At 78.1% G+C, this 24,981-nt stretch carries 22 protein-coding genes; 4 read left to right on the forward strand and 18 right to left on the reverse strand.

The genetic code is table 11. The features are described from left to right. Window positions 1–34: 34 nt before the first annotated feature. Window positions 35–1,339 (forward strand): ROK family protein, encoded by a 1,305-nt coding sequence (locus D0Z06_RS22375; protein WP_117379759.1) that lies wholly within the window; start codon window positions 35–37, stop codon window positions 1,337–1,339. Here D0Z06_RS22375 and D0Z06_RS22380 read toward each other — a convergent pair. From D0Z06_RS22380 to ald, 7 genes are all read right to left on the reverse strand, one after another. Continuing rightward, window positions 1,230–2,066, reverse strand: coding sequence for a pseudouridine synthase (locus tag D0Z06_RS22380; RefSeq protein ID WP_117379760.1), 837 nt, complete (start codon window positions 2,064–2,066; stop codon window positions 1,230–1,232). The two genes, D0Z06_RS22375 and D0Z06_RS22380, sit on opposite strands and share 110 nt — an antisense overlap. Window positions 2,067–2,329: 263 nt before the next feature. Then, the gene (gene scpB / locus D0Z06_RS22385; protein ID WP_117379761.1) at window positions 2,330–3,178 is read right to left on the reverse strand and encodes an SMC-Scp complex subunit ScpB; all 849 of its coding nucleotides are present in this window, start codon (window positions 3,176–3,178) and stop codon (window positions 2,330–2,332) included. Then, entirely contained in the window at window positions 3,175–3,996 is an 822-nt protein-coding gene (locus D0Z06_RS22390) for a segregation and condensation protein A (protein WP_117379762.1), read from the reverse strand. The genes scpB and D0Z06_RS22390 overlap by 4 nt, the downstream gene beginning before the upstream one ends. Window positions 3,997–4,018: 22 nt before the next feature. After that, window positions 4,019–4,513, reverse strand: a complete 495-nt coding sequence (locus D0Z06_RS22395; protein ID WP_117379763.1) for a hypothetical protein — start codon at window positions 4,511–4,513, stop codon at window positions 4,019–4,021. Further along, the gene (locus D0Z06_RS22400; protein WP_117379764.1) at window positions 4,510–5,421 is read right to left on the reverse strand and encodes a ParA family protein; all 912 of its coding nucleotides are present in this window, start codon (window positions 5,419–5,421) and stop codon (window positions 4,510–4,512) included. Before D0Z06_RS22400 ends, D0Z06_RS22395 begins: the two co-directional genes overlap by 4 nt. 215 nt (window positions 5,422–5,636) lie before the next feature. After that, the gene (locus tag D0Z06_RS22405) at window positions 5,637–6,599 is read right to left on the reverse strand and encodes a site-specific tyrosine recombinase XerD (RefSeq protein ID WP_117379765.1); all 963 of its coding nucleotides are present in this window, start codon (window positions 6,597–6,599) and stop codon (window positions 5,637–5,639) included. 77 nt (window positions 6,600–6,676) lie between these two features. Beyond that, window positions 6,677–7,792 carry an alanine dehydrogenase gene (gene ald, locus D0Z06_RS22410; RefSeq protein ID WP_117379766.1) on the reverse strand — a complete coding sequence of 372 codons (1,116 nt, stop codon included), beginning with the start codon at window positions 7,790–7,792 and terminating at the stop codon, window positions 6,677–6,679. 215 nt (window positions 7,793–8,007) lie between these two features. On the opposite strand from ald, the gene D0Z06_RS22415 reads away from it, so the two are divergent. Both D0Z06_RS22415 and D0Z06_RS22420 read left to right on the forward strand, forming a co-directional pair. After that, window positions 8,008–8,631, forward strand: coding sequence for a hypothetical protein (locus D0Z06_RS22415; protein WP_117379767.1), 624 nt, complete (start codon window positions 8,008–8,010; stop codon window positions 8,629–8,631). A 157-nt stretch (window positions 8,632–8,788) separates the two neighbouring features. After that, a complete protein-coding gene (locus D0Z06_RS22420) occupies window positions 8,789–9,397 on the forward strand; it encodes a hypothetical protein (protein ID WP_117379768.1) in 609 nt (202 codons plus the stop codon). 18 nt (window positions 9,398–9,415) lie between these two features. Here D0Z06_RS22420 and D0Z06_RS22425 read toward each other — a convergent pair whose 3' ends face one another. Genes D0Z06_RS22425 through steA form a run of 8 tightly spaced genes read right to left on the reverse strand, consistent with a single transcriptional unit; the run spans window position 9,416 to window position 20,041 of the window. Next, window positions 9,416–10,042 carry an NUDIX domain-containing protein gene (locus D0Z06_RS22425; protein WP_233517895.1) on the reverse strand — a complete coding sequence of 209 codons (627 nt, stop codon included), beginning with the start codon at window positions 10,040–10,042 and terminating at the stop codon, window positions 9,416–9,418. Window positions 10,043–10,044: 2 nt separating this feature from the next. Then, window positions 10,045–11,799, reverse strand: a complete 1,755-nt coding sequence (locus D0Z06_RS22430) for a CTP synthase (protein WP_255419373.1) — start codon at window positions 11,797–11,799, stop codon at window positions 10,045–10,047. Next, on the reverse strand, window positions 11,774–14,281 hold the full coding sequence (locus D0Z06_RS22435; RefSeq protein WP_117379769.1) for a hypothetical protein: 2,508 nt from the start codon (window positions 14,279–14,281) through the stop codon (window positions 11,774–11,776). Before D0Z06_RS22435 ends, D0Z06_RS22430 begins: the two co-directional genes overlap by 26 nt. Then, window positions 14,278–15,432: a glycosyltransferase family 4 protein gene (locus D0Z06_RS22440; protein WP_117379770.1), complete on the reverse strand. Its 1,155-nt coding sequence runs from the start codon at window positions 15,430–15,432 to the stop codon at window positions 14,278–14,280. Before D0Z06_RS22440 ends, D0Z06_RS22435 begins: the two co-directional genes overlap by 4 nt. 43 nt (window positions 15,433–15,475) lie before the next feature. Beyond that, on the reverse strand, window positions 15,476–17,068 hold the full coding sequence (gene murJ, locus D0Z06_RS22445; RefSeq protein WP_117379771.1) for a murein biosynthesis integral membrane protein MurJ: 1,593 nt from the start codon (window positions 17,066–17,068) through the stop codon (window positions 15,476–15,478). After that, the gene (locus tag D0Z06_RS22450) at window positions 17,065–17,925 is read right to left on the reverse strand and encodes a hypothetical protein (protein WP_233517896.1); all 861 of its coding nucleotides are present in this window, start codon (window positions 17,923–17,925) and stop codon (window positions 17,065–17,067) included. Before D0Z06_RS22450 ends, murJ begins: the two co-directional genes overlap by 4 nt. Continuing rightward, complete coding sequence (locus D0Z06_RS22455) at window positions 17,922–18,920, reverse strand: copper transporter (protein ID WP_117379773.1); 999 nt, start codon at window positions 18,918–18,920, stop codon at window positions 17,922–17,924. The genes D0Z06_RS22450 and D0Z06_RS22455 overlap by 4 nt, the downstream gene beginning before the upstream one ends. Beyond that, window positions 18,917–20,041 (reverse strand): putative cytokinetic ring protein SteA, encoded by a 1,125-nt coding sequence (steA, locus tag D0Z06_RS22460; RefSeq protein ID WP_233517897.1) that lies wholly within the window; start codon window positions 20,039–20,041, stop codon window positions 18,917–18,919. Before steA ends, D0Z06_RS22455 begins: the two co-directional genes overlap by 4 nt. A gap of 226 nt (window positions 20,042–20,267) precedes the next feature. Between steA and D0Z06_RS22465 the strand changes: the two genes are divergently transcribed. After that, window positions 20,268–21,203 (forward strand): TetR/AcrR family transcriptional regulator, encoded by a 936-nt coding sequence (locus D0Z06_RS22465; protein ID WP_117379775.1) that lies wholly within the window; start codon window positions 20,268–20,270, stop codon window positions 21,201–21,203. Between the two features lie 4 nt (window positions 21,204–21,207). On the opposite strand, the gene D0Z06_RS22470 is transcribed toward D0Z06_RS22465, so the two are convergent. From D0Z06_RS22470 to D0Z06_RS22480, 3 genes are all read right to left on the reverse strand, one after another. Continuing rightward, window positions 21,208–21,921: a class I SAM-dependent methyltransferase gene (locus D0Z06_RS22470; RefSeq protein ID WP_117379776.1), complete on the reverse strand. Its 714-nt coding sequence runs from the start codon at window positions 21,919–21,921 to the stop codon at window positions 21,208–21,210. A gap of 135 nt (window positions 21,922–22,056) precedes the next feature. Further along, window positions 22,057–23,931, reverse strand: a complete 1,875-nt coding sequence (recN, locus tag D0Z06_RS22475) for a DNA repair protein RecN (protein ID WP_233517898.1) — start codon at window positions 23,929–23,931, stop codon at window positions 22,057–22,059. Beyond that, window positions 23,915–24,979, reverse strand: a complete 1,065-nt coding sequence (locus D0Z06_RS22480; RefSeq protein WP_117379777.1) for an NAD kinase — start codon at window positions 24,977–24,979, stop codon at window positions 23,915–23,917. The genes recN and D0Z06_RS22480 overlap by 17 nt, the downstream gene beginning before the upstream one ends. Between the last annotated feature and the right edge of the window lie 2 nt (window positions 24,980–24,981).

Here is a 24,981-nt window from a genome sequence, read left to right on the forward strand (position 1 = left end):
GGAACATAATCCGCGTCACAGCTAGCCTCGCAGCGTGCCCGATCCCGGGGGAGCCGTCCCCGCGCCGTCGCTGCGCCCGGCCAACCTGGCCCGCGTCCTGCGCACGGTCTGCGGCTGGGACGGCACCCCGTCCCGGGCCGACGTGGCCGGCGCGACCGGCACCACCCGGGCCACGGCCTCCCGGCTGGTCGACGACCTGGTCGCCGGCGGCCTGCTCGACGAGGTGGAGCGCCCGGCCCCGGCCCGACGCGGGCGCCCGGCCACCCCGCTGGCGCCCGGCGCCGGCGTCGCCGCGCTCGGCCTGCAGGTGGACGCCGGGCTGCTGGCCGCCCGGGTGCTCGACCTGCGCGGCCGGGTGCGCGCGGAGCGCGTCGTGGAGGATGACCTCGTCGGCAGCGCGCCCGGCCCGACGCTGACCCGGCTGGCCCGGCTGGCCGGCGAGGTGCTGGCCGCCCTGCCGGGCGGGGTGCGCGTGGTGGGCGCGGGCCTGGCCCTGCCCGGCATCGTCGACCCCGGCAGCGGGGTGCTGCTGCGGGCGCCGAACCTCGGCTGGTCCGCCGTCCGGCCCGCCGAGACCCTCGCCGGGCTGCTGCCGCCGGGGCTGGTCCCGGTTCCGGGCAACGAGGCCGACCTGGCCGCGCGCACCGTCGCCGAGGCCGCCCCGGCCCGGCCCGGGGGTCACCGGGACCTGCTCTACCTCTCGGGCCAGATCGGGGTGGGCGGGGCGGTCGTCCTGGGCGGGGCGACCCTGGCCGGCAGCGCGGGCTGGGCCGGGGAGATCGGGCACGTGTGCGTCGACCCCGGCGGGCCGACCTGCCGGTGCGGCTCGACCGGCTGCCTGGAGCAGTACGCCGGCCGGCACGCCCTGATGGCCGCCGCCGGGCTGCCGCGGGACACCACCCCGCGCGAGCTGGCCGACCGCGTCGAGGCCGGCGACGCCGCCGCGGGGGCGGCCCTGGAGCGGGCCGCGTGGGCGCTGGGCGTCGCGCTGGCCGGCGTGCTCAACGTGGTCGACGTCCCCGTGGTCGTGCTGGGCGGCCAGCTCGGCGAGCTCGGCGGGCCGCTGGCCCCGCGGGTCGAGGAGCACCTGGCGCGGCGCGTCCTGTCGGCCCGCTGGCGCCGCCCGCGGGTCGAGGCCGCCGTCGCCGCGCCCGCCGCCGGAGCGACCGGGGCGGCGCTGCGGGTCCTCGCCGAGGTGGTGGCCGACCCGGCCCGCTGGCTCTCCGCCCCTACAGCCCCACGAGCTCCTGCAGCGAGCCGACCTCGGCACGCGAGAGCCGCCGGATCGAGCCGGAGCGCATCCGCTGCAGCTGCACCGGGCCGACGGCGGTCCGGGTGAGCCGGGAGACCGGCAGACCGACGTGGGCGAGCAGCCGCCGGACGACGTGCTTGCGCCCCTCGTGCAGCACCACCTCGACCACCGACTGGCCGGCGTGGGTGTCGACCACCGCGAACGAGTCGACCCGCACCGGGCCGTCCTCCAGCTCCACCCCGGCGCGCAGCCGGCGCGCGAGGTCCCGGCGCACCGACCCGGAGACCTGCGCCAGGTAGGTCTTGGGCACCTCGTAGGAGGGGTGAGCGAGCCGGTGGGCCAGCTCCCCGTCGTTGGTGACGAGGAGCAGCCCCTCGGTGTCCTGGTCGAGCCGCCCGACGTGGACCAGGCCGGGCGCGAGGTCGCCGACCATGTCCCCCACGGTCGGGCGGGCCCGGTCGTCGCTCATCGCGGTGATGACGCCGGCGGGCTTGTTCAGGGCGTAGGTGACCCGGTCGTCCCGCAGCTCGAGCCGGGCGCCGTCGACGGAGATGCGGTCCCGCCGCGGGTCGACCCGCATGCCCTGCACGGTGACGCGGCGGCCGTTCACGGCGATCCGCCCGGCCTCGATCATGTCCTCGCAGACCCGGCGGGAACCCACGCCGGCGCGGGCCAGGACCTTCTGCAGCCGCTCGCCCTGCGGGTCCCCCTCGGGCTCCGCGGCGCGGTCGGCCGGGTGCGGCGGGGCCAGCTCCACGCCGTCGGGCCACCCGGGGCCGGTGGGGGTGCTGTCGTCCTGCGGGGCGGTGTCCATCGCCGACCAGTCTCCCACCCGCGCGGCGGCGCGCGGCGCGCCGGCCGTCCGGTGCCCGCCCCGGGCTTGCCCGCCCCGGGCCGGGCACCGCCCGGCACGGCACCGGTCCGGGAACCTACGTCTCTGCGTGCACCTGCACTCACTGCCGTAGGAACCCGGACGGGACACCCGGAGCGCCTGCGGCCGGGCGGACCGGTGCGCGGCCGGCAGCGCACTCAGCCGTCCGGGCGCTCAGCCGTCGGGGCGCTCAGGCGTCGGGGTGCTCAGACGTCGGGGTGCTCGTCGACCAGCGCCGCGGGGTCGGGCAGCAGCGGGCCGAGCTCGGGGAGCTCGTCCAGGCCGCTCAGCCCGAGCCGCTCGAGGAACAGCGGCGTCGTGGCGTACAGGCCGCCGCCGCTGTCGGGGTCGCTGCCGACCTCCTGCACCAGGCCGCGGGCGAGCAGGGTGCGCATGACCCCGTCCACCCCGACGCCGCGGATCGCCGCCACCCGCGCCCGGGTCACCGGCTGCCGGTAGGCGATGACCGCGAGGGTCTCCAGCGCCGCCTGCGTCAGCCGGCTGCGCTGCCCGCCGACGAGGTGCCGCTCGACCACCTCGGCGTGCTCCTCCCGGGTGTAGAGCCGCCAGCCCCCGCCCACCCGGCGCAGCGTGATCCCCGCGCCGCGGGCGTCGTAGCCGGCGGCCAGCTCGGCCAGGGCCGCCCGGACCCGCGGCAGCGAGCAGCGCAGCGCGTCCGCCAGCGCGGCCTCCTCGGCGGGGCCGTCGACGACGAACAGCAGGGCCTCCAGCCCGCCGAGCAGCGCCGCCGGGTCCGGTTCGGGGTCCGGTTCCGGCTCGGGTCCGGGTCCGGGTCCGGGTCCGGGTTCGGGCTCCGCCGCCGGTCCGGACGCCGGCGGTGCCGACGGCGGCGGCAGCGCGGGCGGCTCGGCGACCGGGTCGGCCGGCGGCGCGGGCCGCGCGGGCGGGCGCTCGGCCACGCGGGCGGCCAGCTCGGCGGCCACGGCGTCCCACGTCGCCGGGTCGGCGCCGTGGTCCTCCGCCTCCTCGCGGGTGGCGGCCAGCTCCGCGGCCAGGGCCTCCCAGGAGACGGGCGGGCGCTCCTCCCCGCTCACGGGACCTCCTCCACGGCACGGGGCGGCACGGGGTCCGGTGCCACGGCGTCCGGCTCCTCTCCCCCGGTCCAGCGCACGTGCAGCTCACCGAGCGGGGTCAGCTGCTCGAACACCACCCGCTGCTGGCGGTACAGCTCCAGCAGGGCGAGGAACCGGGCCACCACCTCGAGCGTGCGGGTGCAGTCGGCGGTGAGCGCACGGAAGCTCGCCGTCCCCGCGGTCATGAGCCGGTTGCGCACCAGGAGCAGCTGCTCGGGGACGCTGACCGGCGGGGCGTGCAGGTGCGCGGTGCTCACCGTGGCCGGGGAGCGCGGGGTGAGCGCGCGGGCGGCCAGCTCGGCCAGCCGCTGCGGGGTCACTCCCAGCAGCACCTCGGGCACCAGGTCGGCGAACCGCGGCTCCAGCGCGACGTCCCGGGCGTACCGGCGGACGGCGACGGCCTCCCGCTCCCGCAGGAACCCCGCCGCCTGCTTGTAGGCCCGGTACTGCAGCAACCGGGCGAAGAGCAGGTCGCGGGCCTCGAGCAGCTCGAGGTCCTCGTCGTCCTCCACGTCGGCGGCCGGCAGCAGGCGGGCGGCCTTGAGGTCGAGGAGGGTGGCGGCGACGACGAGGAACTCGCTGGCCTGGTCGAGGTCGAGCTCGTCGCCCAGCGCCCGCAGGTGGGCGATGAACTCGTCGGTGACCCGCGACAGGGCGATCTCGGTGACGTCGAGCTTGTGCCGCCCGATGAGCTGCAGGAGCAGGTCGAAGGGGCCCTCGAAGTTGGTGAGCCGCACGGTGAAGCGGGGCGCCGCCTCCGCCGCCGGGTCTGCGCTCACACCACCGACGGTAGCCCGGGGCTCACCGCCCCGTGAGCCGCCGCACGAGCACCGAGTCGGCGCCGGAGTCGGCGAGGTCGGCCAGCAGCACCGCGATCGCCTCCCGCACGATCCGCCCCCGGTCGGCCGCCACGCCGTGCTCCGCGCGCAGCGACAGCCGCGCGCTCTCCAGCGCCAGCAGCTCCTCGGCCGAGAGGTAGACGGTGATCTTCTCGTCGTGCCGGGTGCGCTCGGTGCGCTGCGCCCGGCCGCGGGTCGGGCGCGCCGGCGGCGCGGGCGCCGGGGCGCGGTAGGCGGCCAGCGGGTCGTCCTGCGCGCCGCCGGGGACCAGGGTGAGCGGGGTGGCCTCGCCCCCGGCCGGGGCGGCGGGCGAGGCCACCCGGGCCCCGCCCCCGCGCAGCGCCGGGGAGCTCACCGTGGCGCTGATGCTCGGCAGCTCGGTGACCTCGGGCGTCTCGGGTGCGTCCGTGCGCCGGAACAGCTCCGCCGCCCCGGGGAGGACGGGACGCCGCGTCACAGCGCCAGCACCTCCTTGGCCAGGTCGCGGTAGGCCGACGCGCCCGACGAGGTCGGCGCCCACGTGGTGATCGGCTGCCCGGCGACCGTGGTCTCCGGGAAGCGCACGGTGCGCTGGATGACGGTCTGGAACACCGTGTCGCCGAAGGCCTCGACCACCCGGCTGAACACCTCGCGGCAGTGCACGGTGCGCGTGTCGTACATCGTGGCCAGGATCCCGGAGATCTCCAGGTCGGGGTTGAGCCGCTCCTTGACCTTCTCGATGGTGTCGACGAGCAGCGCCACCCCGCGCAGCGAGAAGAACTCGCACTCCAGCGGGATGATCACGCCCTGGGCTGCGGTGAGCGCGTTGACCGTCAGCAGCCCGAGCGAGGGCTGGCAGTCGATGAGGACGTAGTCGTAGTCCGCCCGCACGTCGGCCAGCACCCGCAGCAGGGTCTGCTCGCGGGCGACCTCGCTGACCAGCTGCACCTCGGCGGCGGAGAGGTCGATGTTGCTGGGGATGAGGTCCAGACCCGGGACGTCGGTGTGCACCAGAACGTCCTTCAGCGAGGTCCGCCGCTCCATCAGCGCGTTGTAGATGGTGCGGTCCAGGTTCTGCGCCGGCACGCCCAGGCCGACCGACAGCGCGCCCTGCGGGTCGAGGTCGACCAGCAGCACCTTCCGGCCGTACTCCACCAGCGAGGCGCCCAGGTTGATGGTGGAGGTCGTCTTGCCGACGCCGCCCTTCTGGTTGCACAGGGCGACGACCCGGGCGGGGCCGTGCTGGGTGAGCGGCCGCGGCTCGGGCAGCGGGCGCACCCGCGCGCGGGCCGGGTCCAGCCCGCGCGAGGCGGCGGCGCCCATCTCGGGTCCGGTGTCGGTCGGGAGCGCGACGGCCGGGCCGGCCGCGTCCCCTCGCATCGCCATCGGTCTGTTGCCTCCACCTCGTGCCCGTCCCGGCCGGTCACCGGGCCCCGGGCGGCCGTTCCGCCCGCCGGGTGCCCCCGACGCTAGGGAGGACGACAGCGTTCACCGAGGAGGCACGCCGCGCGCCGTGTCGACTTGGCGACGGTTGCCTACGGGCACCCCACCCCGAGCCGTTCCAGACGGCAAGACCTGCCGTCGACCTGCGGGCGTGGCTGTCAGCTTACCGCCCGCGGGTGGCTGGTCGCCCAGACCTCGCGGAGCCGGTCGACGGTGACCAGCGTGTACACCTGGGTCGTGGTCACCGAGGCGTGCCCGAGCAGCTCCTGCACCACCCGGACGTCGGCGCCCCCGTCGAGCAGGTGCGTGGCGAAGGAGTGCCGCAGCGTGTGCGGGGAGACGCGCCGGGCCAGCTCGCCGTCCGGGCCGCCGGCCCGCTCGGCCGCCGTCCGCAGGATCGCCCAGGCGCTCTGCCGGGACAGCGGGCCGCCGCGCGCGTTGAGGAAGAGTGCCCCGCCGCGCACGCCGCCCCGGCCCGCCGCGGCCAGGGCCGGCCGGGCCCGCACGAGGTAGTCCTCCACGGCGCGCAGCGCGTAGGAGCCGACCGGCACCACCCGCTGCTTGCCGCCCTTGCCGGCCAGCCGCACCACGGCCTGCCCCCGGTCGAGGTCGTCCACGGCCAGCCCGACCGCCTCGGAGATCCGCGCCCCGGTGCCGTAGAGCAGCTCCAGCAGCGCCCGGTCGCGCAGCCCGCGCGGGCCCTCCACCGACCCGGCGGCCTCGATCAGCGCCACCACCGACTCCACCGGGATGGCCTTGGGCAGCCGGCGGGCGGGGGCCGGCGGGCGCACCTCGTGCGCGACGTCGCTGGGCACCAGCCCGTCCAGCAGCGCGAAGCGGTGCAGCCCGCGCACGGCGACCACGGCGCGCGCCGCGGACGTCGAGGACAGCGGCGGGTGCTCGTCGTCCCCCTGGCGCAGGGCGGCCAGGAACGCCGCCACGTCGGCCTCGGCGACCTCGCCCAGCCCGCGGACGCCGGCCGCCCCGAGGAACGCGGTGTAGCGGCGCAGGTCGCGGCGGTAGGAGGCGATCGTGTTCGCCGCCAGGCCGCGCTCGACGGCGAGGTGGTCCAGGTAGCCGGTGACGACGCGGGCGACATCGCCCGCGGTGGCCGGGCCCACGGGTGCCGGGCCCGCGGTGGCCGGGCCCGCGGTGGCCGGGCTCGCGGTGGCCGGGCCCGCGGTGGCGGGGGCGGTCGTCAGGTCAGCACCTCCTCCAGCGGGGCGGCGGCCATGCCGTGGGCCTCGGCGACCTCGGCGAGCACGACCTGGCCGGAGACCACGTTGACGCCGCGCGCCAGCGCCGGGTCGGCCTGCACCGCGGCGACGTTGCCCTCGTTGGCCAGGGCCATGACGTAGGGCAGCGTGACGTTGGTCAGCGCGTGGGTCGAGGTGTTGGGCACGGCGCCGGGCATGTTCGCCACGCAGTAGAAGACCGAGTCGTGCACCCGGAACGTCGGGTCGTCGTGCGTGGTCGGCCGGGTGTCCTCGAAGCACCCGCCCTGGTCGACGGCGATGTCGACCAGCACCGAACCGGGCTTCATCCGGCTGACCAGCTCGTTGCTGACCAGGGTCGGGGCCTTGGCGCCGGGCACCAGCACCGCACCGATGACCAGGTCGGCGTCGAGGACCGCGCGCTCGACCTCGTAGGCGTTGGAGGCCACGGTCTGCATGTGCCCCTGGTAGATGCGGTCGGCGGCGCGCAGCTTGTCGATGTCCCTGTCCATGACCACGACCTCGGCCTGCATGCCCAGGGCGATCGCGGCGGCGTTCATGCCGGAGACGCCGGCGCCGATGACGACCACCTTGGCGGCGTAGACCCCCGACACCCCGCCGAGGAGCACCCCGCGGCCGCCGTGGGCCCGCTCGAGGGTGTGCGCGCCCACCTGCGGGGCCATCCGCCCGGCCACCTCCGACATCGGGGCGAGCAGCGGCAGCGCGCCGCCGGCGGTCTGGACCGTCTCGTAGGCGATGGCGGTGGTGCCGGAGGCGACCAGCGCGTCGGTGCAGGCCTTGGACGCGGCCAGGTGCAGGTAGGTGAACAGCGTCTGCCCGGCGCGCAGGCGGCCGTACTCCTCCTCGATCGGCTCCTTGACCTTGAGCAGCAGGTCCGCGTCGGCCCAGACGTCGTCGGCCGTGTCGAGGATGGTCGCGCCGGCGGCGGTGTAGTCGGCGTCGGGGATCGACGAGCCCTCCCCCGCCCCGCGCTCGACCAGCACGGTGTGCCCGGCGCGGACCAGCTCGGTCACCCCGGCGGGGGTGAGCGCGACCCGGTACTCGCGGTTCTTGACCTCTCGGGGGACCCCGACCCTCATGCGCTCTCCTCGGTAGGGGCGGGAGTCGGACCCCGGGGTGACGGGGGCGGCACCCACCACGCTGTGGGCGGCCCGGTCGGGGCCTGCCTCGGCGGAGTCTAGGGGCCGGGGCGGCCGCACCGGGCCGGGGCGGGCAGCCGGCCACCCGGAGGGGTGCCCCCGGCGGTGCGCCGGGTAGGGGTCACCGGCCGCCCGCCGCTCCCCGGAGGACCCGCATGCCCCTCTACGCGCCCCGCCCGGGTCTGCGCGCCCGCCAGGTGGCCGCCGACCTCGGCCTGCTGGCCTGGACCGCGGCCTGGGTGCTGGCCGCCCGCGCCGCGCACCGCGCCGTGCTCGTGCTCGCCGAGCCCGGCGACGCCGTGGCCGAGCTGGGCGGCTCGGTCGCCGGGAGCATGGCCCGCGCCGCCGAGGCGGCCGGGGGCGTCCCGGTGGTGGGCGACGACCTGGCCGCGCCGCTGGAGGGCCTCGGCCTGGCCGGCGCCTCGGTCAGCGGGGCGGGTACCGGGGCCGCCGACGCGGTGGCGACCCTGGCCGCCGTCCTCGCCGCCGCCCTCGTCGTCCTCCCGGTCGCCGGCTACCTGCTGCGCTGGCTGCCGTGGCGGCTGGGCTGGGTGCGGGCGGCCGGCGCGGCCGGCCGCCTGGCCGCGGCCGACCCGGCCGTGCTCGCCGTCCGTGCCGTGGCCACGGCGCCGCTGGACCGGCTGGCCGCCCTCCCGCCGGGCACGGTCGCGGCCTGGCGGGCCGGGGACGCCGGCGCCGAGCGGGCCCTCGCCGCCCTCGAGCTCGACCGCCTGGGGCTGGCGCCCGAACCGGGGCCGCAGCTGCCGGCTTCGCGTTGAGGCCGGCCGCCCCGCTGCCGAAGAAGCTGCCGTGGCGGCGGCACGGGGACGGCGACGGGCAGCACGACCGGCACCGGGCACCGCGGCCCGGCGGGGCCGGGCGCGGACCGGGCGTGACCGTCGGCGCGGCGGGGCCCCGGGGGTCGCGCTCGGCGGCGTGGCCGCCCTCGCCCTCGGGCTGCTCGTGCTCAGCGCGCCGGCCGGCGACCTGGCCGCCGCGCTCACGGCCACCTCCTCGCCCGCGCCCGCTCCGGTCGCCGCGCCGCGCGCCGTCGCCCTCCCCGCCCCGGCGGCGGTGGTGACCCGCCCCGCCCCGGTCGAGCCGCCGGTGGTCGCCACCGGGCCGGCGCCGGTGGGCGGCCTGCGGGTCGAGGTCCCGCAGCCGATGGTCCCGGTGGGCGTCGTCCCCGAGCTCGATCCGCGCCCGGACGACCCCTGCAGCGCGTACGGCAGCCCGACCCGCATCGTGCCCGCGGTGGAGCCGGCCGGGCCCGGCGCGGTGCGGCTGTCCTGGCGCGCGGACTCGGCACCCGAGGTGCGGGGCTACCGGGTGCAGGCGGTGGAGCAGTCGGCGCTGCCCGGCCGCCGGGCCGCGCCGCCGCAGGTGGTGGTCGGCCAGCCCGGCGGCTGCGCGGTGGTCGGCGCGACGGTCGCCGGGCTGACCCCGGGGGCCCGGTACGTGTTCTGGCTCGAGGAGGAGGTCACCGACAGCCTCTCGGCGCGCTGGGTGCAGGTGGGCACGTCCGAGCCGGTCACCGTCGGCTGAACGCCGCCGCCGGCCGTCTCAGGTGGCCTCGACCGGGCGCAGCCGGGCGCCGGTGGCCCGCGCCTGCGCGGCGGCGAGCAGGCCGATGACCGCGGCGGCGTTGCGGATGTCGCCGTCGAGCACCCGCTGCACGGCCTCGGCGAGCGGTACCCGCTCCACCTGCATGTCCAGCTCCTCGTGCTCGAGGGTGAACCCCTCCGGCACCTCGGTGTCCGAGAGGCCCTCGGCCAGGTAGACCAGCACGAGCTCGTCGCAGAAGCCGGGCGTGCTGTAGGTGGTGGTCAGCAGCGACCAGCGCTCGGCGGCCAGCCGCACCTCCTCGGCCAGCTCCCGGCGGGCGGTCTGCGCCGGCGGCTCGCCGTCGGTGTCGCGGAGCCCCGCCGGCAGCTCCCACAGGTAGCCACCCACCGGGTGCCGGTACTGCCGCAGCAGGACGACGCGGTCCTGCTCGTCGAGGGCCACGACGGCGACCGCGCCCGGGTGGTGGACGACCTCCCGGACGCTGTCCCCGCCCCCGGGCATGGCCACGGTGTCGCGGACCAGCTCGATGACCCGGCCCTGGTAGACCTGCTCCCGGCCGACGACCCGGTACTCGTGCGGGGCGGCACCGTCGCGGGGAGCACCGTCGCGGGGCCCGCCGGCCACGGTCAGATCCCCACCTTCTCGGCCTCGTCCACGGGCACCGGCAGCCGGGCGGACTCCGAGCGGTCGATGGCCGCCTTCACGAACGCGGCGAACAGCGGGTGCGGCCGGGTCGGGCGGCTCTTGAGCTCCGGGTGCGCCTGGGTGCCGACGAAGAACGGGTGCACGTCGGCCGGGTACTCGACGAACTCCACGAGCGTGCCGTCGGGCGAGGTGCCGGAGAACACCAGCCCCGCCTCGGCGAGCCGGTCCCGGTAGGCGTTGGCCACCTCGTAGCGGTGCCGGTGCCGCTCGGTGATCTCGGTACCGCCGTAGGCCGCCGCCGTCACCGAGCCCCGCTGCAGGCTGGCCGGGTAGCTGCCCAGCCGCATGGTCCCGCCCATGTCGCCGCGCCCGGCCACGACCTCCACCTGGTCGGCCATCGTGGCGATCACCGGGTCGGGGGTGTCGGGGTCGAACTCCGCGGAGTTGGCCTTCGCCAGCCCGGCCAGGTTGCGCGCGGCCTCGATGACCATGCACTGCAAACCCAGGCACAGCCCCAGGGTCGGGATGCCGTCGACCCGGGCGTGGGTGATCGCGCCCAGCTTGCCCTCGATGCCGCGCACCCCGAAACCGCCGGGGATGCACACCCCGTCGACGCCGGCGAGCGCCTGGCGCGCCCCCTCGGGGGTCTGGCAGTCGTCGGAGGGCACCCAGCGGACCTCCACCCGGCTGCGGTGGGCGAACCCGCCGGCGCGCAGCGCCTCGGTGACCGACAGGTAGGCGTCGGGCAGGTCGATGTACTTGCCGACCAGCGCGATGGTGACGGTCTGCTTCGGCGCGTGCACCCGGTCGAGCAGGTCGCCCCAGACGGTCCAGTCGACGTCCCGGAAGGGCAGCCCCAGCCGCCGGACGACGTAGGCGTCCAGGCCCTCGCGGTGCAGCACCTTGGGGATGTCGTAGATCGACGGCGCGTCGGCGCAGGAGATGACGCCCTCGGCGTCGACGTCGCACATCAGGCTGATCTTGCGCTTGAGCCCGGTGCCGATCTCCCGGTCGGCGCGGCAGACCAGCGCGTCCGGCTGGATGCCGATGTTGCGCAGCGCCGCCACCGAGTGCTGGGTCGGCTTGGTCTTCAGCTCCCCGGACGGGGCGATGTAGGGCACCAGCGAGATGTGCAGGAAGAAGCAGTTGTCCCGGCCGATCTCGTGGCGCACCTGCCGGGCGGCCTCCAGGAACGGCAGCGACTCGATGTCGCCGACGGTGCCGCCGATCTCGGTGATGACCACGTCGACGCGGCGGCCGTCCTCGCCGGTCGGCACGTCCGCGCCGGCCAGGATCCGCGCCTTGATCTCGTTGGTGATGTGCGGGATGACCTGGACGGTGTCGCCGAGGTACTCCCCGCGCCGCTCCTTGGCGATCACGTCGGAGTACACCTGGCCGGTGGTGACGTTGGCCCGGCCGTCGAGGTCGGTGTCGAGGAAGCGCTCGTAGTGGCCGATGTCGAGGTCGGTCTCGGCGCCGTCCTCGGTCACGAAGACCTCGCCGTGCTGGAACGGGTTCATCGTCCCGGGGTCGACGTTGAGGTACGGGTCCAGCTTCTGCATGGTCACCCGCAGCCCGCGGCTGGACAGCAGCGCGCCCAGCGAGCTGGCCGTCAGGCCCTTGCCCAGGGAGGAGACAACGCCGCCGGTGACGAAGACGAACTTCGTCGGCTGGGAGTTGTGGAGGATTACCGGTGGTGCGTAGGACGCGTCAGGCCTGCCATGCGGTCGATCCACGGGAGACGACCGTAACACGGTCGGGGTCCTCCCCCGGCTCCGGACGCGGGGTGCCGTCCGACACCCCCGCGGCGTCCGGGCCGCCGCCGCGCGGCGCCGCGGCGAGCTCCACCAGCAGCGGCACCAGGAGGGTGGCCGCGGTGGCCGGCAGGGCCACGCCGGAGTCGTTGACCAGCGCCCCGAGGGTCAGGCTCAGGGCGCCGGCGAGCAGCCCGGCGCGCAGGACGGCCAGGTCGCGGGCCGGCAGCAGGTCGGTGCGGCCGCGCAGCAGCCCGGGCCCGCGCAGCGGCCCCGGCAGCAGCCCGCCGGGGCGGACCAGCCAGACGGCGGCGACCAGCGCCACCGCCAGCGCCCACGCCAGGGGGCTGCCGAGCAGGATGCCGAGGTTGGCCTCGGCCTTGCGGCTGACCACCGTCCACGCCTGACCGGTGAGCAGCTGGTCGACGAAGCGGCCCAGGTGGCTGCGCTCGGCCGGGGGCCGCAGCCAGTCCAGCCAGGCGAGGGTGCCCACGGCGGCCACGGCCAGGCCCAGCACCCCGGCCATCCGGGTCGCCGTGACCCGCGTCCCGGTGAGCAGCATCGCCAGCAGCAGGAAGCCGGGCAGCACGGCGAGGACGCCGCCGAAGTCGCGGCCCAGCGACGGGGCCCCCACGACGACGACGGCGAGCGCGCCGGCGGCCAGGACGACGCCGGCGGTCACCGCGCGGGCGCGCCGCTGCGGGGCCCGCCGCCCGACCGCCGTCGCCGCGGCCGCGGTGAGCAGCAGCGCGCTGACCGACAGCAGGCCGAAGGTGAGGTTCCCGTAGCCGGTGAACCGCCCGGCCACGATCGCGTCGTAGCCGAGCAGGCCGTTGAGCTCGAGGGTGGAGCCGGTGAGGACGTCCCCGACCAGGGTGGCGAGGGTGACGGCGAGGACGGCGACCGGCGGGCCCAGCCGGTGCCTCCGCCACGGGCCCAGCGCGGCGACCGCGAGCACGACCGCGGTGGCCAGCAGCACCGCCCCCGCGTGGGCCAGGCGCGGCGACCCCGCCCGCTCCCACGGCAGCAGCCCGGCCAGGTAGGTCCCCGCCGGGAGGGCCGCGGCCGCCAGCGCGACCGGGCGGACCGCCCCGCGCAGCCGCTCCCCCGCCGGGCGCGGGGCCGCCCCCCGGCGGCGGCCGCCGGCCGCCAGCAGCCCGAGGGCCACGACCGCGGCGTCGAGCAGCACCACCGCCCAGAAGAACGTGCTGGTGCTGCGGTAGTGCGCGGAGGCGGCGGTGCTCGTCCGGTCCAGCGCGGCGACCGCCTCGGCCAGCGGCGGCCGCGCGCCGTCGACCCGCAGCGGCTGGCCGTTCATCGAGGCCGGCCGGTCCAGGCCCAGCGCGTCCAGGACGGTGGGCGCGACGTCGATGAGCTGGGTGTAGGGCGCCCGCCCGGTGCTGGCCGAGGTCAGCCACCGCTGCCCGTCGAAGCCGGCGCCGGAGGCGATGCCGACGTGCAGCTGGGGGCGGCCGTCGTTGACCTCGGAGATGCCCTGCAGCAGGAGCAGGGTCTCGCCGGGCGCGGCCTCGGCCGCCCGGGCCAGCCGGCCGACCGCGTCGTCGATCGCGGCCAGCGCCTCGGCCCGCGGGAGGGGGTCGGTGCCGGTGTCGCTGCCGTCGAGGTCGGGCTCCCCGGCGTCGACGAGCGCGTCGAGGGAGACCAGTGCCAGGGGGCAGCCGGTCAGCAGCCCGGCCGGGTCGGCCGGCAGCCGCTCCCGCTGGTCGAGGTCGACCCCGGGCGCGGCGGCGGCCAGGGCGGGCGCGCGGCCGACGACGGTGGCGCAGCCGACCGCGGCGCCGAGCGCGGCCGGCTCGGCGCCGAACCGGGCGGTGCCGGCGTCCCCGGCGACGGCGGCCACCGCCGACCGCGGGTCGGCCAGCCCGGCGGCGGCCAGCCGCTCCTGCAGGCCGCAGTGCGACAGCGCGGGGGTGGCCGGGGGCACCGGGACGGCCTGGTCCGGGGGTGCGCCGTCGCCGTCCGCGCCGTCGCCGTCCGCGCCGTCCCCGGCCGGGCCCTCCCCCGTGCCCGGCACCTCGCCGGGCAGGGGAACCGTCGGCAGCGGCACCGGGGGGATCGACTCGTCCGGCGCCGGGAAGCGGGCCCGGTTCCCGGCGCCGAGCGTGGCCCACCCGTCGAGCAGGCAGCTGGTGGCGCGGGCCGCGCGCACCGACACCGCGCTCACCGGCGCCTCCCCGGCCAGCGCCCACAGCTCGGGGGTGGCCTGCGGGTCGAGGTCGTCCCACACCAGGCCGGGCACGCCGACGACCACCACCCGGTCGGCGGTGGCGCCGTCGGTGTCGGCGGTCGGCGCCCCGTCGGTGCCGGCGGGCACCGCGTCCTCCTCGGCCGGGGCCGCGGCGGCGGGCCCGGCCAGCACCACCAGCGCGGCGAGCACGGCCGCGACGACGGCGGCGAGGGCGGCGGTGAGGACGGCGGGCGGGCGCGCCGCGGCCCGGGTCACGGCGCCGTGCCCCCGACCGGGACCGGCGGCGGGCCGAGCAGCTCGCGGTAGACGGCGACCAGGTGGCGGGCGGTGGCCGCCTCGTCGGGCCAGGTGCGCGCCCGCGCGGTCCCGGCCCCGGCCAGCCGGCGGGCCCGCGCCGGGTCGGCCAGCAGCCCGCTCACCGCGGCGGCCAGCGCGTCGGCGTCCCCCACGGGCACGAGCTCGGCGGCGTCCCCGAGGAGCTCGGGCAGGCCGCCGGTGCGGGTGGCCACCAGCGGGGTGCCGCTGCGCAGCGCCTCCTGCGCGGTCAGCGAGCGGGCCTCCCAGACCGACGGCAGCACGGCCAGGTCGGCGGCGGCCAGCAGGTCGGCGACGTCGGCGCGGCGGCCCAGCAGCCGGACCGGCAGCCCCTCCCCGGCGATGCGGCCGGCGAGCGCGTCGTGCAGCGGGCCGTCGCCGGCGACGGCCACCAGGGGCGCGACCGGCTCCCGGGCCCACCGCGCGGCCGCGTCGAGCAGCACGTCGTAGCCCTTCTGCGGGTGCAGCCGGCCCACCGCGACGACCAGCGGGCGCCCGTCGGGCAGGCCCAGCTCCGCGCGCACGGCGGCCCGGTCGCGGGTGGGCGGCGGCAGCGGCGGCGCCGAGACCGGGGCGACCCGGACGTCGCGGGCGCCGAGCCGGCGGGCGTTGGCGGCCAGGTCGCCGGAGGCCGCCAGCACCAGGTCGGCGGCGCGCACGGTGGCCCGCTCGGCCCGGGCGAGGACCCGGCGCACCGCGCCGCCGCGCTCGGGCAGGGCGTTGTGCAGGGTCAGCACCAGCGGCCGCGCCCGGGGGCCGCCCAGCCGGCGGGCCGCGGCGGCGACCAGGCCGGCCCGCAGCCCGTGGGCGTGCACCAGGTCGGCGTCCGCGGTGACCCGGCGCAGCCGCGCCACGGCCCGCGCGTCGGCGGCCGGGGAGAGCCCCGCGGCGATCTCCACGGCGGCGAACCGCGCCCCGGTCGCGGTGAAGCCGAACAGCTCCTCGGTGGCCGCCGGGCCGCACACCCCGGGGTCGGCACCGGCGTCCCGCAGCGCGGGCAGCACCGAGCGCACGTGCGTGCCCACCCCGCCGGTGCTCGTGGCGAGCACCTCGGCCACGCGGCGTCCCCGCAGGGGCAGCGCATCGGCCACCGTGCACCTCCTGCCGTCCCGGTCGTCCAGCCGTCCCCCGCCGTCACAGCCCGCGCACGGCCGCTCGCAGCGGTCGCCAGGCCGTCCCCATCATGACCGCACCGGCGACGGCGAGCGCAGCCGCCGCGGCCAGCACGCCGGCGCCGACCACCGACACCAGGCTCCCGCGCGGCACCGGGTCGGCGCCGAGCGCGCCGGCGACCGCCAGCCCGGCGGCCGCGGCCAGCCCGGCGGCCACCAGCGCGGGCCCGCCCACCCGCGCCACGCCGGCCAGCCCCGCCGGGCCGGTCACCCGCAGCACCACGACGAGCAGCGCCACCCCGGCGACGGTCACCCCGGCGCTGTGCCCCGCCCCCAGGGCGGTGGCCCGGTCGGCGGCGGGGAGGACCGCGGCCAGGACCACGTCGGCGGTGACGGCGACCAGCCAGCCCGCCACGACGCAGGCGGTCGGCGCCCGCCACAGCCCGCGGGCGTAGAGGGCGCGGGTCAGCACCGCCACCAGCCCGTAGCCGGCCAGCCCGGGCGCGAACGCGACGATGGTGTCCCGCAGGGCGGCCACGGCCTCCGGCGGGCCGGCGGCCAGGAAGACCCGCGCCATCGGGCCGGAGACGGCGACCAGCACCGCGGCCGCCACCAGGGACGCGGTCACGACGAGGACCGTGACCGGCGCCAGCACCGCCCGGTAGCCGCTCTCATCGCCGGCGTCGGCGCGCTCGGACAGCCCCGGGTAGGCCGAGGTGGCCAGGGGCACCGCCAGCGCGGCCCACGGCACGAGGAAGAGCGTCAGCCCCGCGACGTAGACCACCTGGGTGCCGTCGGGGGCGCCGGTGTTGGCCAGCCGGATCGCGACCGCCGCGAGCAGCTGCTGCCCGGCCAGGGTCAGCACGCCCGCGACGGCCAGCCGGCGCACGCGCGGCGCGGCGCCCACCGGGAAGCGCAGCGACGGCCGCAGGCCCAGCCCGAGCCGCCGCATCGGCACGAGCAGGCTGAGCGACAGCGCCGCCACGCCGAGCGTCGTCCCCACCGAGAGGACCAGCTCGGCGGGCGTGGACAGGTCGGCCGCCGAGCGGCTGCCACCGAGCGCGGCGAAGACGAGGTAGGCCCCGGCGACCACCAGGCTGGACAGCAGGGGGGCCAGCGCGGGCATCGCGAAGCGGCGGTGCGCCTGCAGCACGCCGGTGAGCACGATGCCGATGCCGTACAGCAGGACCTGCGGGGCGAAGACGACGAGGAAGCGGGCGGCGAGGTCGACCTGGGCGTCGTCGGCCGACCCGAGCAGCAGCCGGGCGATGGGCCCGGCGAGCACCGCGACGAGCACCGCCAGCGGGGTGAGCACGAGCAGGCTCCAGCCCAGCAGCGCCGAGGCGGTGCGGCGGACCTGCTCGTGGTCCCCGGCGGCGATCCCGCCGGCCAGCATCGGCACGACCAGGCTGGCCAGCGCCCCGCCGGCGACCACCTCGAAGACGATGTTGGGCACGGTGTTCGCGGCCAGGTAGGTGTCGCCGGTGCTGCCCGCGCCCACGGCGTTGGTGAAGACCAGCGTCCGGCCGAAGCCGGCCAGCCGGGCCAGGACCGTGAGGACGGCGATCAGCGCCGCGGCACCGGCGACCCCCTGCAGCGCCTGCCGGCGGCTCATGCCGGGCGGCGGCCGAGCCGGTCCAGTTCCCGCAGGCCGGGGGTGGCCTCGATGACGCGGGTGAAGCTGACCCGCTCGCTGGCCAGCGTGAGCGCCACGACGCCCCCGAGCAGCCCGGCCCGCAGACCGCGGCCGCGCAGGGCCGCCAGGCGCAGGCCGAGGAGGGCACCCAGGGCGTTGGCGCCGCTGTCGCCCAGCATCACCCGCTCCCCGAGGTCGGCCGGCAGCACGGCGAGCGCCGCCCCCAGCGGGCCGGCGACCAGCGGGCCGGCGGGGCCGCCCGAGGTGGCCGCGGCGAGCAGCGCCCCGGCCTTGGCCGCCCGGCCGGGGCGCAGGTCCAGCAGGTTGACCAGGTTGGCGGTGCCGGCGACCAGGCCGGTGGTGAGCAGCGCGTCGGGGACCGCCCCGGCGCCGCGGCCACGGCCGGTGACCCGGCCGGTGAGCAGCGCCGCCACGGCCGCGGCGGCACCGATACCGGCCACCTTCACCGCGCCGGCCGAGACCCGCCCGGCCCGCAGCGCCGCGAGGTGCCCGGCCAGCCCCTTGTCCCGGGCCTGCTCGGGGCGGGCGCCGGCCAGGTCGTCGTAGCCCCCCACCAGCCCGGAGACCGAGCCGGCCACCAGGGCCGCGCCCCGCCACCCGGCGGGCGCGCCGGCGACGGCGCCGCCGGTGGCGGCGACGGCGAGCGCCGGGCCGCCGAGCAGGGTCACCGGGCGCCCGGCGTAGTTCGTCCGCCGCCACGGGGCGCCCGCCGGTCGGGCGGTGAGCGCGGCGGCGGCCGCCAGCCCGGCCCGGGCCGCGACCGCGGCGCCGAGCGCGAGCCCCACCTTCCTGCGCGCCGCGCCGTCCGGCGTCACGGGGCGGCGGCCGGGACCGGCGGCACCGGCTGGGTGTCCTCGCCGGTGCCGTACTTGCCGGAGGTGCCCTCGCTCTCCTGGCCGAGGGCCAGGACCGTGCTGACCCGGCCGGTGGCCGACCCGACGTTGTCGACGGTGGAGACGGCCGCCGACAGCGAGGGGTCGGCGCGGATGACGCCGATGACACCGGTCTCGCCGGCCGTCGCGCCGTCGCCGGCCACGACGGCGCCCGAGCCGGCGGCGTCCAGCGCCGACACCAGGTCGACCAGGGCGTCGGAGCGGTCCGCGGCGTCGTCGCCCTCCGGGGCGCCGGCGGTGAGCAGGACGGCGTGGTCGGCCGGGGTGACCGACGCGGACTCCTGGGTCAGGACGTCGAGGGCCGAGAGGCCGGCCAGCACGGAGGACAGGGCGGCGGTGTCCGGCGCCGCCGGGCCGGCCGGGGTCGACCCGGGTGCGGCGTCGTCCGGTGCCGCCGCACCCCCGGACGCCGGCACCATCAGCGTCTGCGCCAGCAGCGCGGCGACCAGCTGCCCGGTGTCGTCGGTCTCCGGAAGCGTCACGCCGGTGGGCAGGCCGGGGCCGGTCACGTAGCTCTGCAGCTGCGAGGCCGTCGCGGGGTCGCTGTACTCCGGCTGCAGCGTGACCTGCCCGGTGACCTCCGCGCCGGCCTCCTCCAGCAGCGCGGTGACCTCGTCCACCGTCTCGGTGGGCACGTCGTCGCCGGTGGTGAGCAGCACCACCCCCTGGCCGGCCAGGGTGCCCTCGACGAGGGCGGGGGCGACCGCCTCGGCGAAGGAGCCGGCGTCGTCCAGCTCGGCCTGCAGCTGCTGCGTGGTGTTCTCCAACTCGCGCTTGTCCTGCTCCAGCGCGCTGACCTGGTTGCGGATGTCCTCGAGGATCGGCTGGTTGAGCTGGGTCGTGCCGATCACGATGCCCAGGGCGACGGCCAGGAAGACCGCGATCAGCGAGACCAGGTGGTAGCGGAAGTCGATCACGAGAAGAGGTTCTCCAGCCAGAACACGAAGCTGTTCCATTGGTCGAGCAGCAGGTCGAGGTAGACCCGGCCGGCCGCCGAGACCGCGAGCGTCGAGCCGATCGCCACGAAGGCGGCCAGCACCAGGACGACGAGGGCGGTGGTCGAGATGCGGCTGCGGTAGAGCCGGCTGACGCCCTTGGCGTCGACCAGCTTGCCGCCCAGGCGCAGCCGCGTGAGGAAGGTCGAGGCCATGCCCCCGCGGCCCTTGTCGAGGAACTCGACCAGCGTGGCGTGGGTGCCGACGGCGACGATGAGCTTGGCGCCCTTCTCGTCGGCCAGGAGCATCGCGATGTCCTCGCTGGTGGCCGCGGCCGGGAAGGTGATGGCGTCGACCCCGAGGTCCTGCACGCGGGCCAGGCCGGGGGCGCGGCCGTCGGCGTAGGCGTGCACCACGACCTCCGCGCCCGAGCGCAGCACGTCGTCGCTCACCGAGTCCATGTCCCCGATGATCATGTCCGGCTGGTAGCCGGCCTCCTTGAGCGCGTCGGCGCCGCCGTCGACGCCGATGAGCACCGGCCGGTAGTCGCGGATGTAGGAACGCAGCGCCTGCAGGTCCTCCTTGTAGTCGTACCCGCGGACGACGACGAGGACGTGCCGGCCCTCGATCCTGGTCTCCACGTCGGGCACGCCGACCCCGTCGAGCAGCAGCGCGCGCTCGCGCTTCATGTACTCCATCGTGTTGGTGGCGAAGGCCTCCAACTGGGTGGAGAGCCCGGCCCGCGCCTCGGCCATGGCCTCGGCGATGGTCTCCGGCGTCTGCTGGGTGCCCGTGGCCAGGACGGTGCCGTCCTCGAGCAGCAGCGTGTCGCCGTCCAGCCGGACCCGGCTGCCCTCCTTGACCGCGGAGAGCACCTCCTTGCCGGCGTTGTCCACCAGGGGGATGCCGGCGGCGGTGAGGATCTCCGGGCCCAGGTTCGGGTAGCGGCCGGAGATGCTGGCCGAGGCGTTGACGACGGCGGCCACCTTGCACGCGACGAGCGAGTCGGCGCTCACCCGGTCGATGTCGGTGTGGTCGATGACGGCGATGTCGCCGGGTCGCAGGCGCTTGGTCAGGTTCTTCGTGCGGCGGTCCAGGCGCACGGTGCCGGCCACTCCGGGCGCGGACTCGGGTGCGCGGCCGCGACGGAGGGAGCCGAGGCGCATTAGGCCATGCTCCCACGGGGCCTCCGCACCGCTGCCCCCGACGCGCGACGGCCACCGCGTGCTCACTCACAGTGCGCGACACCACGACAGCACCCACCCGCCCGGCCCCCGGCGTGCGCTCCCCCTGCCGGACCACCCGTACCCGGTGTCTAGCGTTACGCGCGTGACGGAAGGGGCGCCCGCGGTCGGCGGCACGCAGGCCGGTGACGACGTCCGGCCCGGGACGGCCGACGCGGCGGTCCGCGCGCTGCGCCGCGACAACGTCGCCGTCGACCGCGCCCCGACCGACCCCGACCCCGCCCCTGCCGACCACACCCCCGCCGACCACGCCCCGGCCGGCCCCGGCGGCCCGGACGGCGGGCCGGCCCCGGCGGTGCCGCCCGTGCCCGGGGCGGGAGCGCCGCCCGCCCCCGCGGCCGATGGCGGCGAGGAGGGCGCTCGCGGCCGGCGCAGCCGCCGCGGGCTGCGCGGCCCGGGGATCCGTGAGCGCCGGCGCCAGCAGACCCGGGCCCGCATCGTCGACGCCGCCGCCGAGCTGTTCGCCGAGCGCGGCTTCGACGCGGTGAGCGTCGTGGAGATCGCCCAGCGGGCCGGGGTGGTCGAGAAGACGGTGTTCAACCACTTCCCGGTCAAGGAGGGGCTGGTCTTCGACGCCGACCCGCCCATCCGCGCCGCGCTGCTGCACGCCGTGGCCACCCGGCCGCGGGGCGAATCCGTGACCGCCGCCGCCGGCACGTTCGTGGTGCGCGCGATGAGCATGCTCGGCGCCCCGGAGGCCGCCGACGGGGTGGCCGGGATGGCGCGCGTCATCCGCGGCAGCCACACGCTGCAGCTGCGCGAGCGGGAGATCCTCGGCGAGCTGACCACGGCGCTGGCCGACCAGATCGCCACGGAGACGCGGGCCGAGCCGGGTGACCCGGCGCCGTGGCTGGCCGCGCACGCGGTGCTCGGCCTCTACGCCGCGCTGCTCGACCTCGCCCGCGACCGCGTGCTCGCCGGGGTCACCGGCCCCCGCCTGTCGGCCGAGCTGCGCGCCCGCGGCGACCGCGGGCTGGCTCTGCTGCAGTTCGGGCTGGCCGGCTACGCCAAGCGGCGGTGACGGCTCAGGCGACCTGGAGGGCGCGGAGGAGCTGGGCGGCGCGGTCGCCGGGGATGTCCGGGTCGGCGGTGAACAGCGCGACGGCGACCATGTACCCGTCCTCGCCGGCCCAGGCGCGCCCCTCGGCGCACATCCGCCGGACGTGCTCGCGCACCTTCGGCTCCGCGCTGTAGGGGCCGAAGTCCAGCGCCATGGCGAGGAAGTTGACCACCCGGTAGCCGAGGTCCCCGGCGGTCGTCACCGTGGCCACGGGGTCGGAGTAGCTGGGGACGGCGGTGAGGACGTCGGTGTACCCGGCCTTGAGCAACTGCAGCACCAGGTCGTTGCCGTACACCCCGCCCCACAGCTCGGGCATCAGGATGTCCCGGTCCGGCGCGGGGATGTAGGGCGGGTTGGCGATGACCGTGCGCACCCGCGGGTGGTCACCGGAGTCCGCGCGGTCGAAGAAGTCGCCGAGCTCGACGGTGTAGCGGTCGGCCACCCCGCGCGCGGCGATGTTGGCGCGGGCGGCCTCCACCGACGGCGCGCTGATGTCGCAGCTGCGCACCCGCAGCCCGGGCAGGCCGGCGACGACGTCGGCGATGGCGGTGGCGTCCCCGGTGCCCAGCTCGTCGACCCCCTGCCCCGCCCAGCCGAGCTCGTCCCGGTACTGCTGCAGCAGCATGCAGACGCTGAAGCCGTAGTGCGCCGACTCGTCCGCGGAGGAGAAGCAGCTCACCGGGCGGGGCCCTCGATCGCGCCGGCGGCCGGCCGGGGGTCCACGGTGGGCTCTTCTCGGTTGCACACGACCGGCCCCTACCCCGGGGCCCGCGCGCCCACGCGTCGTCCCCCGTCCCGGTGACGCAGCGCCCGGTCAGGCCGCCGCGCGGGCCTCCGCCGCGACGGCGAGCAGCTCGCGGGCGTGCGCGTGGCCGGTGTCGCTGTCGGCCAGGCCGGAGAGCATGCGGGCCAGCTCGCGCACGCGGTCCTCGCCGTCGACGGCGCGGATGTCGGTCGCGGTGACGCCCGCCCCGGCGTCCGGGGCCTTGTCGACGACCAGGTGGGTGTCGGCGAAGGCGGCGACCTGCGCCAGGTGGGTGACGACGACGACCTGGTGCCGGCGGGCCAGCCGGGCCAGCCGGCGGCCGATCTCCCCCGCGGCCTGCCCGCCCACCCCGGCGTCCACCTCGTCGAACACCATGACCGGCACCGGGTCGGCCCCGGCGAAGACCACCTCGATGGCGAGCATCACCCGGGAGAGCTCACCGCCGGAGGCGCCCTTGTGCACCGGGCGCGGCGGGGCGCCGGGGTGGGCGGACATCAGCAGTGCCACCTCGTCGACGCCCTCCGGGCCCGGGGCGGCCGGGTCGCTCTCGACCGAGAAGGAGACCTGCGCGCTCTTCATCGCCAGCCCGGCCAGCTCCCGGCCGACCTCCGCGGCGAAGCCGTCGGCCGCGGCCCGACGACCGGCCGAGACGCGGGCCCCGAGGTCGTCGACCTCGGCGCGGGCGGCTTCGCGCGCTCGCTCCAGGGCCTCGAGCGCCTCGTCGGAGACGTCGAGCTCCGCCAGCCGGCCCCGCGCGTCCTCGGCCCAGGCCAGCACCCCGGCCACCCCGTCGCCGGGGTCGGCGTACTTGCGCACCAGGGCGGTCAGCGCCGCCCGGCGGTCGAGCACCTCGGCCAGCCGCGCGGGGTCGGCGTCGAGGTCGGCGACGTAGCCGGCCAGCTGGGTGGCGACGTCGGAGACGACGGCCACCGCGTCGGCGAGGTCCTTGGCCAGCAGCACCAGGGCGGGGTCGTCGGAGCCGGCCAGCGCCCGCTCGGCGACGGCGAGAGCGGCACCGGCGTCCTGCGGGACCCCCTCGCCGCCCAGGTCGCCGGTGACGTCGCCGACCAGGGCCAGCCGGGCCTCGTCGGCGGCGGCCCGCAGGGCGTCGGCGTCGCCGAGCCGGCGGGCCTGGGCGTCGAGCTCGTCGTCCTCGCCCGGCTGCGGGGCGACCGCCTCGATCTCGGCCAGCCCGCTGCGCAGCACGTCGGCGGCCTGCGCCAGCTCCCGGGCCTGCCCCCGGCGGCGCTCGAGGTCGGCGCTGCGCTCCCGCCAGCGGGCGTGGGCCGTGCGGTAGGCCTCGAGCAGCGCCAGGTGCTCCGCCCCGGCGTAGCGGTCCAGCGCCCGCCGCTGCTCGGCGGGCCGGGACAGCCGCAGCTGGTCGCTCTGGCCGTGCACCGCCAGCAGGCCCTCGGCGAGCTCGGCCACCACGCCGACGGGCACGCTGCGGCCGCCGAGGTGGGCGCGGGAGCGGCCCTCGGCGCTGACCGTGCGGGCCAGGATGAGGCTGCCGTCGTCGTCGGGGTCGGCGCCGGCGTCGGCGGCCCGCTCCCAGACCGGGGAGTCGGCGGGCAGGGCGAGGCGGCCCTCGACGCCGGCGCGGCCGTTGGCGCGCACCCGCCCGGGGTCGGCCCGGCCGCCGAAGAGCAGGGTCAGGCCGGTCACGACCATGGTCTTGCCGGCCCCGGTCTCCCCGGTGACGACGGTGAGCCCGTCGCCGAGCTCCAGGGTGACGTCGTCGATGGCCCCCAGCCCGCGGATGCGCAGCTCGGTCAGCCGGCCCCGCTCCTCCCCGGGCACCGCCGGCGGCGGCCGCTGCCCGGCCGGGACCAGCCCCCCCGACCCGGCGTCGGGGGCCGAGGCCTCCGGCGCCCGGCGGCCCGGCGCCCGGGTCCGCCCGGTCCGCTCACGCGTCGCCGCCACCGGCACCTCCCGTCCGCCCGTCGTGCGGGCTCCCCTCGCCCCGGGCGCCGCCGACGAGGGGGTCGATGCTGACCTCGTCCCGCATGAGCACGTTGCGGCTCGTCGACAGCTCGCGCCCGGGGTCGTGCGAGCGCTCGCGGAACCCGCGCACCGGCAGGCCGAACTTGGCCACCAGCCGGTCGCCGAACGTGGCCTGGTGGACGCGGGCGATGCGCACCGGGCGGCCGGCCCGCCGCACGTCGACCCGGCCGCCCTCCGGCACGTCGAGCGCCCGCCGCCCGTCGGCCGACACCCGCGCGCGGTTGCCGTCGGCGGGGATGCCGACGCTGAGCACGGAGTCCGGCGAGGTCACCAGCGGCCGGGAGAACAGGGCGTGGGCGTTGGAGGGCACCATGAGCAGCGCCTCGACGTCGGGCCAGACCACCGGCCCGCCGGCGGAGAAGGCGTAGGCGGTCGAGCCAGTGGGGGTCGAGAACAGCACCCCGTCGCAGCCGAAGCTGGTCAGCGGCCGGCCGTCGATCGCGATGACGACGTCCAGGACCCGGGAGCGCTGGGACTTCTCCACCGAGACCTCGTTGAGCGCCCAGGTGCCGCCGACGACCGCGCCGGTCCGGTCGAGCACGTCGACCTCGATCGCCAGCCGCTTCTCCACGGCGTACTCGCACTGCTCGATCGCGGTCAGCGTCTCCTCCACCGCCTCGGGCTCGGTCTCGGCGAGGAAGCCGACCCGGCCGAGGTTGACGCCCATCAGCGCGGCGTTGCTGTACCGCGCCAGCTCCGCGGCCCGCAGGAAGGTGCCGTCGCCGCCGAAGACCATGACGATCTCGGCGCCGCGGGCGGCCTCGGAATCGGCCGCGACCACCTCCGCACCCTCGATCCCCAGCTCGGGGGCCTCGTCGTCCAGGAGCCGGACGGTGATGCCGGCCCGCGCCAGCCGGGCGGCCGAGCTGCGGGCGAGCGCGACGATGTCGGCGCGGCCGGTGTGGACGGCGAGCAGGACGTGCCTGCTGCCGCTGGGCGGCCACACGCCGGGACCGGGTTGGCTCACGG

Origin of the sequence: Geodermatophilus marinus (assembly GCF_003428645.1) — a bacterium.
Lineage (GTDB): Bacteria > Actinomycetota > Actinomycetes > Mycobacteriales > Geodermatophilaceae > Geodermatophilus.